Annotated in this window: 15 protein-coding genes; 10 read left to right on the top strand and 5 right to left on the bottom strand. The window is 39.9% G+C overall.

The annotated features are described in order from the left end of the window. Positions 1 to 17: 17 nt before the first annotated feature. The 7 genes from phoU to phoR all read left to right on the top strand — a co-directional run bounded on the left by phoU (position 18) and on the right by phoR (position 6,546). Positions 18 to 719, top strand: coding sequence for a phosphate signaling complex protein PhoU (gene phoU / locus PNEUHYL_RS04130; RefSeq protein WP_059365994.1), 702 nt, complete (start codon positions 18 to 20; stop codon positions 717 to 719). A 157-nt stretch (positions 720 to 876) separates the two neighbouring features. Then, the gene (pstS, locus tag PNEUHYL_RS04125; RefSeq protein WP_059365993.1) at positions 877 to 1,896 is read left to right on the top strand and encodes a phosphate ABC transporter substrate-binding protein PstS; all 1,020 of its coding nucleotides are present in this window, start codon (positions 877 to 879) and stop codon (positions 1,894 to 1,896) included. 44 nt (positions 1,897 to 1,940) lie between these two features. Beyond that, positions 1,941 to 2,888, top strand: a complete 948-nt coding sequence (gene pstC, locus PNEUHYL_RS04120) for a phosphate ABC transporter permease subunit PstC (RefSeq protein WP_110890438.1) — start codon at positions 1,941 to 1,943, stop codon at positions 2,886 to 2,888. Next, positions 2,889 to 3,740: a phosphate ABC transporter permease PstA gene (gene pstA, locus PNEUHYL_RS04115; protein ID WP_059365991.1), complete on the top strand. Its 852-nt coding sequence runs from the start codon at positions 2,889 to 2,891 to the stop codon at positions 3,738 to 3,740. 6 nt (positions 3,741 to 3,746) lie between these two features. Further along, a complete protein-coding gene (pstB, locus tag PNEUHYL_RS04110; RefSeq protein WP_059365990.1) occupies positions 3,747 to 4,505 on the top strand; it encodes a phosphate ABC transporter ATP-binding protein PstB in 759 nt (252 codons plus the stop codon). 50 nt (positions 4,506 to 4,555) lie between these two features. Then, positions 4,556 to 5,251, top strand: coding sequence for a phosphate regulon transcriptional regulator PhoB (phoB, locus tag PNEUHYL_RS04105; protein ID WP_059365989.1), 696 nt, complete (start codon positions 4,556 to 4,558; stop codon positions 5,249 to 5,251). Beyond that, positions 5,251 to 6,546 (top strand): phosphate regulon sensor histidine kinase PhoR, encoded by a 1,296-nt coding sequence (gene phoR / locus PNEUHYL_RS04100; RefSeq protein WP_059365988.1) that lies wholly within the window; start codon positions 5,251 to 5,253, stop codon positions 6,544 to 6,546. Before phoB ends, phoR begins: the two co-directional genes overlap by 1 nt. A gap of 32 nt (positions 6,547 to 6,578) precedes the next feature. Here the strand turns inward: phoR and recX are convergent, their stop codons facing one another. From recX to PNEUHYL_RS04080, 4 genes are all read right to left on the bottom strand, one after another. After that, positions 6,579 to 7,037, bottom strand: a complete 459-nt coding sequence (gene recX, locus PNEUHYL_RS04095) for a recombination regulator RecX (RefSeq protein WP_059365987.1) — start codon at positions 7,035 to 7,037, stop codon at positions 6,579 to 6,581. Positions 7,038 to 7,105: 68 nt separating this feature from the next. Continuing rightward, positions 7,106 to 8,215 carry a recombinase RecA gene (gene recA, locus PNEUHYL_RS04090; RefSeq protein WP_059365986.1) on the bottom strand — a complete coding sequence of 370 codons (1,110 nt, stop codon included), beginning with the start codon at positions 8,213 to 8,215 and terminating at the stop codon, positions 7,106 to 7,108. A gap of 142 nt (positions 8,216 to 8,357) precedes the next feature. After that, a complete protein-coding gene (locus tag PNEUHYL_RS04085; protein ID WP_059365985.1) occupies positions 8,358 to 8,909 on the bottom strand; it encodes a TIGR00645 family protein in 552 nt (183 codons plus the stop codon). 79 nt (positions 8,910 to 8,988) lie between these two features. Beyond that, positions 8,989 to 10,596, bottom strand: coding sequence for a DNA recombination protein RmuC (locus PNEUHYL_RS04080; RefSeq protein WP_059365984.1), 1,608 nt, complete (start codon positions 10,594 to 10,596; stop codon positions 8,989 to 8,991). A gap of 180 nt (positions 10,597 to 10,776) precedes the next feature. Here PNEUHYL_RS04080 and hslV point away from each other — a divergent pair, with 180 nt between their 5' ends. Beyond that, positions 10,777 to 11,304, top strand: coding sequence for an ATP-dependent protease subunit HslV (gene hslV / locus PNEUHYL_RS04070; RefSeq protein WP_059365982.1), 528 nt, complete (start codon positions 10,777 to 10,779; stop codon positions 11,302 to 11,304). Between the two features lie 10 nt (positions 11,305 to 11,314). After that, positions 11,315 to 12,649, top strand: a complete 1,335-nt coding sequence (gene hslU / locus PNEUHYL_RS04065; RefSeq protein WP_059365981.1) for an HslU--HslV peptidase ATPase subunit — start codon at positions 11,315 to 11,317, stop codon at positions 12,647 to 12,649. Between the two features lie 49 nt (positions 12,650 to 12,698). Here hslU and ypfJ read toward each other — a convergent pair whose 3' ends face one another. Continuing rightward, positions 12,699 to 13,529: a KPN_02809 family neutral zinc metallopeptidase gene (ypfJ, locus tag PNEUHYL_RS04060; protein ID WP_059365980.1), complete on the bottom strand. Its 831-nt coding sequence runs from the start codon at positions 13,527 to 13,529 to the stop codon at positions 12,699 to 12,701. 168 nt (positions 13,530 to 13,697) lie between these two features. Between ypfJ and lysM the strand changes: the two genes are divergently transcribed. Then, positions 13,698 to 14,138, top strand: a complete 441-nt coding sequence (gene lysM / locus PNEUHYL_RS04055; protein WP_059365979.1) for a peptidoglycan-binding protein LysM — start codon at positions 13,698 to 13,700, stop codon at positions 14,136 to 14,138. The last annotated feature ends 121 nt before the right edge of the window (positions 14,139 to 14,259 follow it).

Here is a 14,259-nt window from a genome sequence, read left to right as displayed (position 1 = left end):
TATTTTTAAGGATCAACATGAAAAATCAGCATATATCGTCACATTTTAATCAAGAATTGGAAGGCGTTCGCACAGAAGTTATGCAAATGGGCGGCATCGTCGAGCAGCAAATTCAAATTATTCTGCAAACTCTGAGCCAAGCTAATCCGCAAGGATTACAGGAAGTCATTGAAAGTGAGAAGAAAATCAATGAAATGGAAGAATTAATTGATGATCACTGCCAAACAATTATTGCTCGACGCCAACCTGCTGCCGGTGATTTACGTTTTGTTTTAACGACTTCTAGAATTATTGTTGATCTGGAACGTATTGGCGATGAGCTAAAAAAAATTGCCTTCTATACAAATAATTTATTAATTAATAACAAAATTTCGGCTTCCGGATTATACGATACCCACCGCATTTTAGAAATGTCATTTGTAATGATTCGTCGTGCATTGGATGCTTTTGCCCGATTAGATGAGAATGCAGCGGTCGAATTACGTTTATCAGATGAAAAATTAGATATGGATTATCGCAATCAATTGCGCTTACTCACCACGAATATTTTTGAACAACCGCAAAATATCAGCACTTGGATTGATGTCATGATGATGAATAAAGCGGTCGAGCGGATTGGCGATCATGCTAAAAATATCGCAGAACATGTTGTGTATTTGGTGCGTGGTATTGATATTCGCCATAAAGGACTGGCAGAAATTGAGTCTAACTTAAAATAAGTGTGAAAAGTGCGGTTGATTTTTTCTTTGTTTTGAAATGCAGGCAAAGCGCATTCCACTTGATGTAAATAAATGTTTGTTTGTCATACTCATGAAATATTTCTTTACTATATTAACGGCGTGACTAACTTAATCATCCAAACTTAAGGAGAATATAATGAAAATACGTACTGTCACTCTTGCTTTATTATCTGTTTTTGCTTTCAGCCAAGCGGCAAAAGCAACAACGGTAACCGGAGCCGGGGCTTCTTTCCCTCAACCGATTTATGTGCAATGGGCAATGAACTATAAGGCTGAAACCGGTAATCAAATAAATTATCAGTCTATCGGTTCTTCTGGTGGTGTGAAACAAATTCTCTCCGGTACTGTTGATTTTGGTGCGTCGGATTCACCAATGAAAGAAGATGATCTTGAAAAAAATAATCTTGTCCAATTCCCAACCGTTATTGGCGGTGTTGTACCGGTAATCAACGTAGAGGGAATAAAACCCGGAGAGTTAAAATTAACCGGTGAATTGTTAGCCGATATTTACTTAGGAAAAGTGACTCATTGGAATGATGAAAAAATTAAGCAATTAAATCCTTCGTTAAATTTGCCTGATAAAGCAATCACCACTGTGTTTCGTGCGGACGGATCCGGTACGAGTTTTATCTTTACCCACTATTTAAGCCAAGTTTCACCAGATTGGAAAGATAAGGTCGGTGCGGCGAATACGGTTAAATGGCCGACTTCTGCAAGCGGTGCGGCAGGAAAAGGTAATGAGGGCGTATCAATTTATGTAGGGCGTGTTAAGAATTCCATCGGCTATGTTGAGTATGCTTATGCGAAACAAAATAAAATGACTCACGTTCAGTTAAAGAATGCTGCGGGTAACTTTGTTTTACCTTCCCAAGAAAGTTTTGCAGCGGCGGCAAATGTTGATTGGAATAAATCGAAAGGATTCAGTTTAGTATTAACTAACCAGCCTGCTGCGCAAGCTTGGCCACTCGCTGCGGCAACCTTTATCTTAGTACCGAAAAATGTAGCGGATAAGCAAAGAGCGGAAACCGTCTTGAATTTCTTTGACTGGGCATACAAAAAAGGTAATGAGCAAGCGCAAAAATTGGATTATGTTCCTTTACCGGATAATGTAAAACAGCTTGTGCGCGATGAATGGAAAAAAGTTAATTTGAAATAAAAAATGTATTCCCTCCCTTTAACGGGAGGGGATAAGGAAAAATGATGACACTTTCCCAAAAACTAAAACAACAAGCACTTATTGATGCTTTATTTGTTAATACTACCCGTTTTTTTGCTTTGTTTGTACTAGCGATACTCAGTGGCATTTTACTCTCATTGATTATCGGTGCTTATCCCGCAATGCAACAATTTGGTTTTGAATTTTTTAGTTCAAACGAATGGGATACCGTACAAGGCAAATATGGTGCACTCGCGCCAATATACGGTACATTAGTGACTTCTATTATTGCGCTGATTATTGCTGTGCCGGTTAGCTTCGGGATTGCGGTTTTTCTTACCGAACTTTGTCCTGTGGTACTACGCCGTCCGTTAAGTATTGCAATAGAATTATTAGCCGGTATTCCTTCAATCATCTACGGGATGTGGGGATTATTTGTGTTTGCCCCTATATTTTCCGAAACGGTTCAGCCGTTTATGATTGAACATTTTAGCGATATTCCGTTAATCGGTGTGTTATTTGATGGTATTCCAATGGGAATAGGATTATTTGCGGCAGGTTTAATCCTTGCGATTATGATAATTCCTTATATCGCCTCGGTGATGCGCGATGTATTTGAAGTAACGCCGACAATGCTAAAAGAGTCAGCCTATGGTTTAGGTTGTACCCGCTGGGAAGTTATTCGTCGTATTGTACTGCCTTATACTAAGGTGGGGGTAATAGGCGGCGTGATTCTCGGCTTGGGGCGTGCTTTAGGTGAAACGATGGCGGTTACCTTTGTTATTGGTAATACCTTTAATATCAGTGCGAGTCTAAATAACTCTGGTGTGTCGATCACTTCCGCACTTGCAAATGAATTTGCGGAAGCCGTTGATCCAATGCATTTGTCCTCCTTACTTTATCTCGGATTAATTCTTTTCGTCATAACATTTACCGTACTGTGCTTGTCAAAATTACTATTATTAAAAGCGGTAAAATCAGAGGGACGCTAGATGAAAAACACAATAAATCATTCGTTATATGTACGCCGCCAGTGGCTTAACCGCTTCTATTTAATGCTAGCTTGGGTAATGATGGGATTCGGTTTATTTTGGCTTGGCTGGATTTTTTATACACTTTTGGCAAACGGTATAAACGGGTTAGGTCTTCATCTTTTTCGGGTTGATACCCTGCCTCCTGATGCAGGTGGTGGTTTACGCAATGCTATTTGGGGGAGTTTGCTCATCACCTTATTCGGGCTTTTTATCGGTACACCAATCGGCATTTTAACCGGTGTTTATTTAGCGGAATTTGGCAGACATAGCAAAATAGCCGGTATGACTCGATTTATGAACGATATCTTATTGTCAGCACCATCAATTGTTATCGGTTTATTTATCTATGGCATTATTATTGTCAAGCAAGGGCATTTTTCCGGTTGGGCAGGCGCTTTAGCACTATCGCTATTGGTTATTCCGGTTGTCGTTCGCACCACCGAAAATATGTTGAAATTAGTACCGAACGGCTTACGGGAAGCAGCTTATGCGTTAGGAACGCCAAAATGGAAAATGGTTTCAATGGTGACACTGAAAGCAGCGAAAACGGGCGTTTTAACCGGTGTTCTACTTGCATTTGCCCGAATTTCCGGTGAAACCGCACCATTGTTATTTACTGCATTAAACAATCAGTTTTTCAGTTCGGATATGAATCAACCTATTGCTAATTTGCCAAATGTTATTTATCAATTTGCGATGAGCCCTTACAAAGATTGGCAATCACTTGCTTGGGCAGGGGCGCTACTTATCGCGTTTACCGTATTAATTACTAATATAATGGCGAGAATTTTAGGTCGTAAGAAACACTAAGGAATAATGATGAAAACAAAACTCTCAACCCAAAATTTAAATTTTTACTATGGTCATTTCCACGCACTAAAAAATATTAATGTTGATATTTTAGAAAAAAAAGTTACCGCCTTTATCGGCCCTTCCGGTTGTGGTAAGTCCACTTTGTTGCGCATATTTAATCGGATGTATGATCTTTATCCTAATATGCGAGCGGAAGGTCAATTATTATTGGATAACAAAAATATTCTTGATGCGGATGTTGATGTTAACTTATTGCGGGCTAAAGTCGGGATGGTTTTCCAAAAACCAACCCCTTTCCCAATGTCCATTTATGACAATGTGACTTTTGGTGTAAAACTATACGAGAAACTCAGCAAAAGTGATTTGGATGATCGCGTGGAATGGGCATTAAAAAAATCTGCATTGTGGGCAGAGGTGAAAGATAAATTGAAACAATCCGGTAATTCTCTTTCCGGTGGACAACAACAACGTTTATGTATTGCTCGAGCCATAGCTTGTCAGCCCGAAGTGTTATTACTTGACGAACCGACATCCGCTCTTGATCCTATATCAACGGCTTATATTGAAGAGTTGATTACAGAACTTAAGAATGACTATACTATTGCAATTGTAACCCACAATATGCAGCAAGCAGCGCGGGTCTCCGATATGACGGCTTATATGTATCTTGGCGAGCTTATCGAGATCGGTGATACCAAACAGATCTTTACGAAACCGAAACGTAAAGAAACCGAGGATTATATTACAGGTAAATTCGGTTAAAACGGCTCTAAATTTAACCGCACTTTTCAGAAAAATCCAGGGAGTAGACTATGCCAAAAGCAAATATTTTAGTGGTTGAAGACGAAGAGTCTATTATGACATTAATTAAATTTATCTTAGAACAAGCTGGTTTTGAGGTACGAACGGCGGAAACTGTACTACAAGCAAGGCAACACATTAATGATAAGCTCCCTCATCTTATTTTATTGGACTGGATGCTGCCCGGTGTTTCTGGTGTTGAATTTACCAAAGAATTGCGTTCAATGAAGCGCACGGAAAGTTTACCTATTATTTTATTAACCGCGCGTAGTGATGAATTAGATAAGGAGAAAGGTTTAAATATCGGTGCCGACGATTATGTTACCAAGCCTTTTTCTCCAAGAGAATTGGTGGCGCGGGTCAATGCATTTTTACGTCGTCACCATCCTCATAAAACGGAGCAACCGATCAATATTAAAGGATTAAGTTTAGATCCGGTTAATAAAATTGTGATTGGTAATAATATTAGGTTAAATTTAGGGGCAACCGAATTTAAATTACTTCACTTCTTTATGACTCACCCAAATCGTCTATACAGCCGCACACAGCTCCTCGATTTTGTTTGGGGGGATCACGTTTTTATGGAAGAGAGAACTATTGATGTGCATATCCGTCGTTTACGCCAAGCCCTTGAGCCAAGTCGATTAGATTGTTTATTACAAACCGTACGGGGTTCCGGTTATCGTTTCAATGCGGAAGAAGAATAATGAAATTATTTTTTCCGACCTTATTCAGATTAATCCTCACTCTATTTTGTACTGCCGGAGTGGGCTATTTAATTGCCGGTACGGAAATGATGTGGATTTCGCTGAATGTCGTATTGCTGGGGTGGATAAGTATTCAGCTATTTTATTTAGTCCGCTTAATTCGTTGGTTAAACGATCAGGAAAACCCGATACAGGGTTTTGGGCTCTGGGGACATATTTTTGAGAAAATTTTATCTTTACGGAAAGCCAGTATAAAACGTAAAAAGGAACTTTCCGCTTCTCTAGATCGTTTTAATCAAGTGATAGAGGCTATTCCCAGTGGAATTGTTATTTTAACCGAAGGTCGTATTGAATGGTTTAACCCTCTTGCTTGCAAACATCTTAATCTGAACTATGAAAATGATCTCAAAGGTATCCTGCAAAATCTCATCCGTTTACCTGAATTCCAACAATTTCTACAAAAGAAACTGGAAAATGAGCCTCTTACATTAAAAGTTAGTTTACCTAACGGAAATTATTTCAAGCGGATTTTGCGAATCAGCCGCCAACCTTTCTATCAAAATAGCGAATTATTAATCACACAAGATATTACTCAAGAAGAACAATTAGATGATGCTCAAATTGCCTTTGTTGCCAATGTTTCGCACGAGTTACGAACACCACTTACGGTGATTAACGGTTTTATAGAAACATTATCGGATATGCCCGATTTAGCGATTGAACAACGCCAACAGTTCTTAGGTTTAATGCAAAAAGAAGGGCAGCGAATGTTAAATCTTTTATCGGATTTACTGACGCTGTCTCGTTTAGAACGCGGACAGTCCACCGCCGGAGAATTTCAACATTTTGATTTATCCAAAATGGTTCATCAGGTTGTTGAGGCAACACAAAATTTTTCACGAGAAAAGCATAAGTTTATTGTAAAAATTGAACCGAATATTCATTTTTATGGATTGGAACCTGAGTTGTACAGTGCATTAAGTAATATGACTTTCAATGCGGTTCGATATACGCCGGAAAAAGGCACGATTACAATTGAGCTTAGCAAACAGGCGGATAACGCGTTTTTTTCTGTGACTGATACCGGTGTAGGTATTGTGGCAGAACATATTCCTCGATTAACAGAACGTTTTTATCGTGTTGATAATGCCCGCTCACGTCAAACCGGTGGAACGGGGCTTGGGCTTTCTATTACCAAATTTGCGTTGGCAAAATACAATGCAGAATTAGAAATAAAAAGTGAATTAGGCAAGGGAAGTTGCTTTAAAGTTGCACTCCCTATAGTAAAAGTATAGAAACGGACGATTCATATCAAAATGAATGCCGATTAGTCAAAAAATGTCGAGTCATTCCCAACAAAGTGTGAAAATTGTTCGGAGGAAAAACCGTGGGAAAGCATATAGTTCCAAATTTTTTGTTTTACTTTTGGAGAATGCTTTTCTTTGTAATTAGGGAATTTCTTACGCAAAACGGTTAAAGCAAGTTCAAACCAATCTATATCACATTCCGCTAATACTTCATTAATAATTGATGATGATATCCCCTTTAAATGTTTTAGTTCCTGTCTGATTCTATTTTCGCCATAGCCTCGTTGGCTCCGGTAGTGTAAATAATTTTCCGCAAAACGTTTGTCATTTTGCCAATTTTTTTGTTGGCAGTGGGCAATAATTTCATCAATTTCTAATTCGGAAAAGGCTTTTTCTTGCATTTTATTGCGTAGTTCAAACTCACTATATTCACGACGGGCAAGTAAATTAACCACATAACCTAGTGCAATAGAGGACATAACAACTCCTTTAGAAAAAAGTACGGTCAATTTTGACCGCACTTTTAAGCATTAAAATAGCAAATAAATTAAAATTCATCTTCCGAACTGACTTTTTCATCGGTTTGTTCAGTATCGGCGACTAAACCCTGATCAGGATTTGCAACCAATTCGGCACGTAATTTGTTTTCTAATACTTGTGCTTTGTCAGGATTATCCAGTAACCATTTCATTGCATTCATCTTACCTTGACCAATTTTCTCGCCGTCGTAAGAGTACCAAGCACCGGATTTATTCACTAATTTATGTGTAACGCCAAGCTCTATTAATTCCCCGGTTTTAGAAATACCTTCTCCATAAAGAATTTGGAATTCGACTTGGCGGAACGGAGGCGCTAATTTATTTTTAACCACTTTAACTCTAGTGTCATTACCAATAACATTTTCACCCTCTTTCACAGACCCTATACGGCGAATATCCAAGCGAACCGACGCATAAAATTTTAGTGCATTACCGCCGGTTGTGGTTTCAGGATTCCCAAAAGATACCCCGATTTTCATCCGAATTTGGTTAATAAATATCACCAAGCAATTTGCATTTTTAATTTGTCCGGTTAATTTACGCAAGGCTTGCGACATCAAACGCGCTTGTAACCCCATATGGGAATCGCCCATATCGCCCTCAATTTCGGCTTTTGGCGTTAATGCCGCTACGGAGTCAACAATAATCACATCAACTGCTCCGGAACGTACCAAAGCATCGCAAATTTCAAGAGCTTGTTCGCCGTTATCCGGCTGAGAAACTAATAATTCTTTGACATCAACACCTAATTTAGCGGCATAAATAGGATCTAAAGCATGCTCGGCATCAATAAATGCACAGGTTTTACCCGCTTTTTGTGCCTGAGCGATAACTGAAAGTGTTAATGTTGTTTTACCGGAAGATTCAGGGCCGAAGATTTCAACGATACGCCCCATAGGTAAACCACCGATACCTAAAGCAACATCGAGTCCGATAGAACCGGTAGAAATAGATTCCACATCAAGTTTTTGATTATCCCCTAACTTCATAATGGAGCCTTTACCGAATTGTTTTTCAATTTGCCCCAATGCTGCTGCAAGGGCTTTTTGTTTTTCTTCCTGTGTTGCAGGTGTTGTAGCCGTTGTTTTTCCTTTCTTTTTTTCGTCTTGTGATGCCATTTATTTTTCCTCGTTAAACAAAATTTAGCGCATTATAACTGTATTAATATACAGTATCAAGATTATTTTAGATAATTTTATATAAACTAAAAAAAACGCCAACTTTTGGTTGGCGTTTCTGCAGGAGAAATACGGTTTATTGCTAGTGGTTTTTGTGACTGGTGCTGTATAAAATTTTATCGGTGTAAGCTAAGGCAATGGCCGAAACCAAGAATCCGAGATGTAAGAAAAGTTGCCACATCATGGTTTTTTCCGGCAAATTGCTGACATTAACGAAAGTTTGCAACATGTGAATGGAAGAAATCGTGATGATGGACATCGAAAGTTTGACTTTCAATACAGTCGCATTCACATGACTCATCCATTCCGGTTGATCAGGGTGATTGCGTGTTCTTAATTTCGAGACAAAAATTTCATAACCCCCGATGGTAACCATAACCAATAAGTTGGCGATCATCACTACATCAATTAAATTCAACACGGCAAGCATAATGGTGTTGGAATCCATTTCATTGATGTTAGTGAGTAAATGCCAAAGTGATTTCATAAATTTGTAGGCATAAATCCCTTGTACGGCGACCAAACCAAGATAAATCGGTAGTTGCAACCAACGGCTGGCAAAAATAATTTTGCTGATAGTGCTGGATTGGGCATTGTATTTGGCGTAAGGATCTTGAGGTTTTTGCTGTTCCATTTAACTTTCCTAAAATATCAGAATAAAAAACCGCAGAAAAATAGCAGTTTTTTAGAAAATATCAATAACAAATAGAAGTTTATTCTTTGTTTTCTTGCGGTATTAACGCCAAGCGCGACAAATCCACGCCATTATTTAATAATTCTACGTTTGGCATAGTTTTGTTAGCTTTAGCGGAAAGATCTTTAAAGCGTTCTACTTTGCCAACCAAGCCTTGCTGTCCTACCAACGCCGTTACCGTGCTGTTATATTGATTACTCACGGTAGAAAGCGTGTTCCCCAGTTTATTGAGACGCTCTGCAACCAAACAAATTTGGTTATAAATCTCACCGGCTTTTTCGGCGATTTCTTTTGCTTCGGCATTACCGCGTTCAATTCGCCACAGGTTTGCCACAGTACGCAAAATAGGCATAAGGGTTGTGTGCGATACCATAATGACATTTTTCTCATAACCGTAATTGAACAGGCTTGGATCTAATTTTAACGCTTCAATATAAGCCGGTTCTACCGCAATAAACATCAACACAAAATTTGGGCTATGCATACCAATTAAGTTGCTGTAATCTTTTTTGTGCAGATCATCAATATGGTTTTTCAGCGCTTTAATATGCTCTCGAAGCAGGCGTTCACGGTCAAAATCATCCTCGGAATTGACCGCACTTTCATAGGCGATGAGGGACATTTTGCTATCGATAATAATGTTTTTGTCATCAGGGAGATTTAGGACAAAATCCGGATAATTACGCCCGCCTTGTTCATCTTTAAAATGGGCTTGCGCACTGTAATGGACGTTTTCAACTAAGCCGGCGAGTTGTAAAGCCCGTTCCAATTGCACTTCGCCCCAATTGCCAAGGGTTTTCTTTTCACCTTTTAGAGCTGAAGTCAGATTGTTTGCTTCTTGCGACATACTTAGCCCGATTTCCAGCACTTTCTTGATTTCTGCCTCTAAACCGGCATTGCCTTTTAGTGATTCCGAGTGAATTTCATTGACACGTTTTTGAAAACCTTCAATTTGTTCACGAAAAGGTTTAAGCAGCGTTTCCAATGCGGTTTGGTTGGTTTGATTAAAAGATCGGCTTTTTTCATCTAAAATACGATTGGCAAGATTTTGAAATTCAATCCCAAGTTGTTGTTTAGATTGTTCAATATTTTGTTGTTGCTCGACAAAATGCTTTTCTTTTTCCGCCAAGGTGGTTTTCAAACCGGTCAGTTCTTGTGAAAGTGCGGTCAATTTTTCTGTTAAATTTTGTTGCTCTTGTTCTTTACGCAAGAGGTGGCTCTGACTTTGTTGTAGTTGGCTTTGTAAACTCTCAGCCTGTGCGGAGGCTATGCCAAAACGTTCTTTTAATGCCGTGATTTGTGTCGCGATTTGCTCATAACGAAGTTGTGATTCATCTAATTCTTTAGAAAGATAGGCGATTTTTTCATCACGTTCGGTCAAACGAATTTGTAGCCCTTCACTTTCTGTTTGGGCTTTAACGGTTTGCTGTTGCAAAAGATTTTTTTGTTGATTGAGCAAATCAAAGCGTTCGGCAAGTTGATTAAAATCAAGGTTGGTTTTATTTAAATCTTGTTGTAACTCTTGAGCGTCACGCGTACGGCGAGCCAGTAGAAAACCGAGAACAATTAAAATAAAAAGCGATATGCCAAGGAGTGTAAGGAAAGAGGGAGTTATCCAAGTTATCATAATGAGCCTCAAAATTTTTGCGAATTTTACCACAAGGAAACATTTGGGGGGAGGGGCACAGTTAAGCGCAAAGTGCGGTCATTTTTTTATCGTATTTTTTGTTCATTGCCCCGCTACCCTTGAATTTTCCAAATCCTGTCGCCATATAACGGGCAAGTTTTTTCAAAAAAGGACAAAAGAATGACAACAATCGTCAGTGTGCGCCGTAATGGGCAAGTGGTGGTAGGAGGAGACGGACAAGTTTCTTTAGGCAATACCGTGATGAAAGGCAATGCACGCAAGGTACGCCGTTTATACAACGGCAAGGTGTTAGCCGGTTTTGCCGGCGGGACGGCGGATGCTTTCACGCTGTTTGAATTATTTGAACGTAAGTTGGAAATGCACCAAGGGCATTTATTGAAAAGTGCGGTGGAATTGGCGAAAGATTGGCGAACGGATCGGGCGTTGCGTAAATTAGAAGCAATGTTGATTGTGGCGGATGAAAAAGAAAGCCTGATTATCACCGGAATCGGCGATGTGGTACAACCGGAAGAGGATCAAATTTTGGCGATTGGTTCAGGCGGTAATTATGCCTTATCTGCCGCTCGTGCGTTAGTTGAAAATACGGATCTTTCCGCTCGTGAAATTGTCGAAAAATCATTAAAAATTGCAGGTGATATTTGTGTGTTTACCAACACCAATTTCACTATTGAAGAATTACCGAATTAAGGAAAATATTATGTCTGAAATGACTCCTCGAGAAATTGTTTCTGAATTAGATCAACACATTATTGGACAAGCAGATGCCAAAAGAGCGGTCGCTATTGCACTTCGTAATCGTTGGCGTCGTATGCAACTGCAAGAACCGTTACGCCATGAAGTTACCCCTAAAAATATTTTAATGATTGGGCCTACCGGTGTGGGTAAAACCGAAATTGCTCGTCGTTTGGCAAAGTTAGCCAATGCTCCTTTTATTAAAGTAGAAGCTACTAAATTTACCGAAGTAGGCTATGTAGGAAAGGAAGTCGATTCGATTATTCGTGATTTAACGGATAGCGCAATGAAATTGGTTCGCCAACAAGAAATTGCAAAAAATCGGGCTAAAGCGGAAGATGCAGCGGAAGAACGTATTCTTGATGCGTTGTTGCCACCGGCAAAAAATCAGTGGGGTGAAGTTGAAAACCACGATAGTAACGGTAGTACGCGTCAGGCATTCCGTAAAAAATTACGTGAAGGTCAGTTAGACGATAAAGAGATTGAAATTGATGTGCCCGCCGGTGTTTCCATGGGCGTGGAAATTATGGCACCTCCGGGCATGGAAGAAATGACTAACCAGTTGCAATCCATGTTCCAAAACCTTGGTAGCGAAAAAACCAAAAAACGCAAAATGAAAATCAAAGACGCGTTAAAAACGTTGATTGATGATGAAGCGGCAAAATTGATTAATCCTGAAGAATTAAAACAAAAAGCCATTGATGCGGTAGAGCAAAACGGTATCGTGTTTATTGATGAGATTGATAAAATTTGTAAAAAAGGCGAATACAGTGGGGCGGATGTTTCACGTGAAGGTGTACAACGCGATTTACTGCCTTTGGTGGAAGGTTCAACGGTAAGTACCAAACACGGTATGGTCAAAACGGATCATATTTTATTTATCGCTTCCGGTGCTTTCCAAGTGGCTCGTCCTTCCGATTTAATTCCGGAATTACAGGGTCGTTTGCCGATTCGTGTTGAACTTTCCGCATTAAGTGCGGCTGATTTTGAGCGTATTTTAACGGAACCTAACGCGTCTCTTACCGAGCAATATAAAGCCTTAATGGCAACGGAAGGGGTGGATATTGCGTTTACGGCAGATGCAGTGAAGAAAATTGCAGAAGCCGCGTTTCGTGTGAACGAGAAAACTGAAAATATCGGCGCTCGTCGTTTACATACGGTGATGGAACGTTTGATGGATAAAATATCCTTTAATGCGAGTGATATGACGGGTCAAACCGTGAATATTGATGAGGCTTATGTGGCGGATGCACTAGGTGAAGTCGTCGAAAACGAAGATTTGAGTCGTTTTATTCTCTAATTCATTTTTAAGCAAAAAAAGGTCTAGCAAACGCTAGACCTTTCTTTTTTTAATTGAACGTATCACACTGGCTCGGATTGCCCGTTTGTAGCCCTTTTCTAAACCACGTTAGGCGTTGTGCAGAGGTGCCATGGGTGAAACTATCCGGTACCACATAGCCTTGTCCGCGTTTTTGTAGGCGGTCGTCCCCAACCGCTTCCGCCGCGTTAAAGGCTTTTTCCTCATCTCCTCGTTCAAATAAGCCGCTTTTCACGGCTTGGCTTGCCCAAACTCCGGCAAAACAATCCGCTTGTAGTTCCAATTTTACTGAAAGTTGATTAGCCGTTTTGCGATCGGTACTTTGTTGTGCGCGGTGAACTTGCCCTAAGACGCCGAGTAAGTTTTGCACATGATGTCCCACTTCGTGAGCAATCACATAGGCAAATGCTGAATCACCGGCCGCGCCCAATTTATTTTTCATATCATTATAAAAGGATAAATCCAAGTAAACCTTGTGATCATTCGGACAGTAGAAGGGCCCCATCGCCGATTGCCCTGTGCCGCAGGCAGTAGAGGTTGCACCGCTGTAGAGTACCATTACGGGTTCTTGATATTGAGCCCCCCTTTGTTTGAAGTAATTTCCCCACACGGTTTCGGTATCTGCTAACACGACTTTTGATAACCCGGCAAGTTGTTGTTCTTCGTGGGTTTCTAATCGTTGAGAGGATTGACCTGAAAAATCAGGCGTACCGACCAAGCCGGATAAATCAACGCCATAATAAGCTCCAACCAATAAAATAATAAATCCTAAAATACCGGTGCCTTTTCCTCCGCCAAAATTACCACCGGAACCCCGTCTGTCTTCAATATTTGAACTCTCTCTTCTACCTTGCCAACGCATAGTCGCCTCTTTATCTATGATTAAAAATGAGTGCATTCTACCAAAGTGCGGTCAGCTTTAAAGCCTTTTTACTGAAAGATTTACAAGTATTTACGCAGTGTTTTATGGACTTCCTCATTATTTTTCAGTATTGTAGGGGGCGAAATTCACAACTGAAAAGGAGTAAAAATGGGCTTATTTGATTTTGTTGGCGATATCGGCAGAAAACTTTTTTCTAAAGAGGAAGAAGCATCAAAAGCGGTGACTGAGCACATCGCAGAAGATAATCCCGGTGTAGAAAATCTTTCTGTGACCGTTGAAAATGGGGTGGCAAATATTCAAGGTGTCGCTTCTACTGCCGCGGCTTTGGAAAAAGCGGTGTTAATGGCGGGAAACATTCAAGGTATTACTTCCGTTACCAGCGATGCTACCATCAGTAGTGGTGAAACTTTAGCATCTGACGATACTTTCTATGTGATTCAAAAAGGCGATACGCTTTGGAAAATTGCAGAAAAAACTTATGGTAACGGGGCAAAATACACCGCGATTGTCGAAGCCAATAAAGAGGTGATTAAAGACGCGGATAAAATTTTCCCGGGACAGAAAATTCGCTTACCGAAAGGTTTATAAGAAGTTAAAAGTGCGGTCATTTTCAACCGCACTTTTTTATTTAGATTTTGTTGATTAATTCATCAAATTGGGTGACTTTTTGTTTGATTTATCGACTTTCTATCGACTGGTTGATTTTATT

The sequence above is a fragment of the Rodentibacter caecimuris genome, assembly GCF_001019715.1.
Classification (GTDB): domain Bacteria; phylum Pseudomonadota; class Gammaproteobacteria; order Enterobacterales; family Pasteurellaceae; genus Rodentibacter; species Rodentibacter caecimuris.
The sequence above is the reverse complement of the archived record's forward strand: the minus strand, read 5'-3'. Positions and strand labels throughout refer to the sequence as shown.

Bases quoted from the DNA above. Each gene is read 5' to 3' on its own strand.
- pstC (WP_110890438.1), top strand. From the start codon at position 1,941: ATGACACTTTCCCAAAAACTAAAACAACAAGCACTTATTGATGCTTTA.
- pstS (WP_059365993.1), top strand. From the start codon at position 877: ATGAAAATACGTACTGTCACTCTTGCTTTATTATCTGTTTTTGCTTTC.
- pstA (WP_059365991.1), top strand. From the start codon at position 2,889: ATGAAAAACACAATAAATCATTCGTTATATGTACGCCGCCAGTGGCTT.
- PNEUHYL_RS04080 (WP_059365984.1), bottom strand. From the start codon at position 10,596: ATGATAACTTGGATAACTCCCTCTTTCCTTACACTCCTTGGCATATCG.
- phoU (WP_059365994.1), top strand. From the start codon at position 18: ATGAAAAATCAGCATATATCGTCACATTTTAATCAAGAATTGGAAGGC.
- lysM (WP_059365979.1), top strand. From the start codon at position 13,698: ATGGGCTTATTTGATTTTGTTGGCGATATCGGCAGAAAACTTTTTTCT.
- recA (WP_059365986.1), bottom strand. From the start codon at position 8,215: ATGGCATCACAAGACGAAAAAAAGAAAGGAAAAACAACGGCTACAACA.
- phoR (WP_059365988.1), top strand. From the start codon at position 5,251: ATGAAATTATTTTTTCCGACCTTATTCAGATTAATCCTCACTCTATTT.
- ypfJ (WP_059365980.1), bottom strand. From the start codon at position 13,529: ATGCGTTGGCAAGGTAGAAGAGAGAGTTCAAATATTGAAGACAGACGG.
- hslV (WP_059365982.1), top strand. From the start codon at position 10,777: ATGACAACAATCGTCAGTGTGCGCCGTAATGGGCAAGTGGTGGTAGGA.
- PNEUHYL_RS04085 (WP_059365985.1), bottom strand. From the start codon at position 8,909: ATGGAACAGCAAAAACCTCAAGATCCTTACGCCAAATACAATGCCCAA.
- recX (WP_059365987.1), bottom strand. From the start codon at position 7,037: ATGTCCTCTATTGCACTAGGTTATGTGGTTAATTTACTTGCCCGTCGT.
- pstB (WP_059365990.1), top strand. From the start codon at position 3,747: ATGATGAAAACAAAACTCTCAACCCAAAATTTAAATTTTTACTATGGT.
- hslU (WP_059365981.1), top strand. From the start codon at position 11,315: ATGTCTGAAATGACTCCTCGAGAAATTGTTTCTGAATTAGATCAACAC.
- phoB (WP_059365989.1), top strand. From the start codon at position 4,556: ATGCCAAAAGCAAATATTTTAGTGGTTGAAGACGAAGAGTCTATTATG.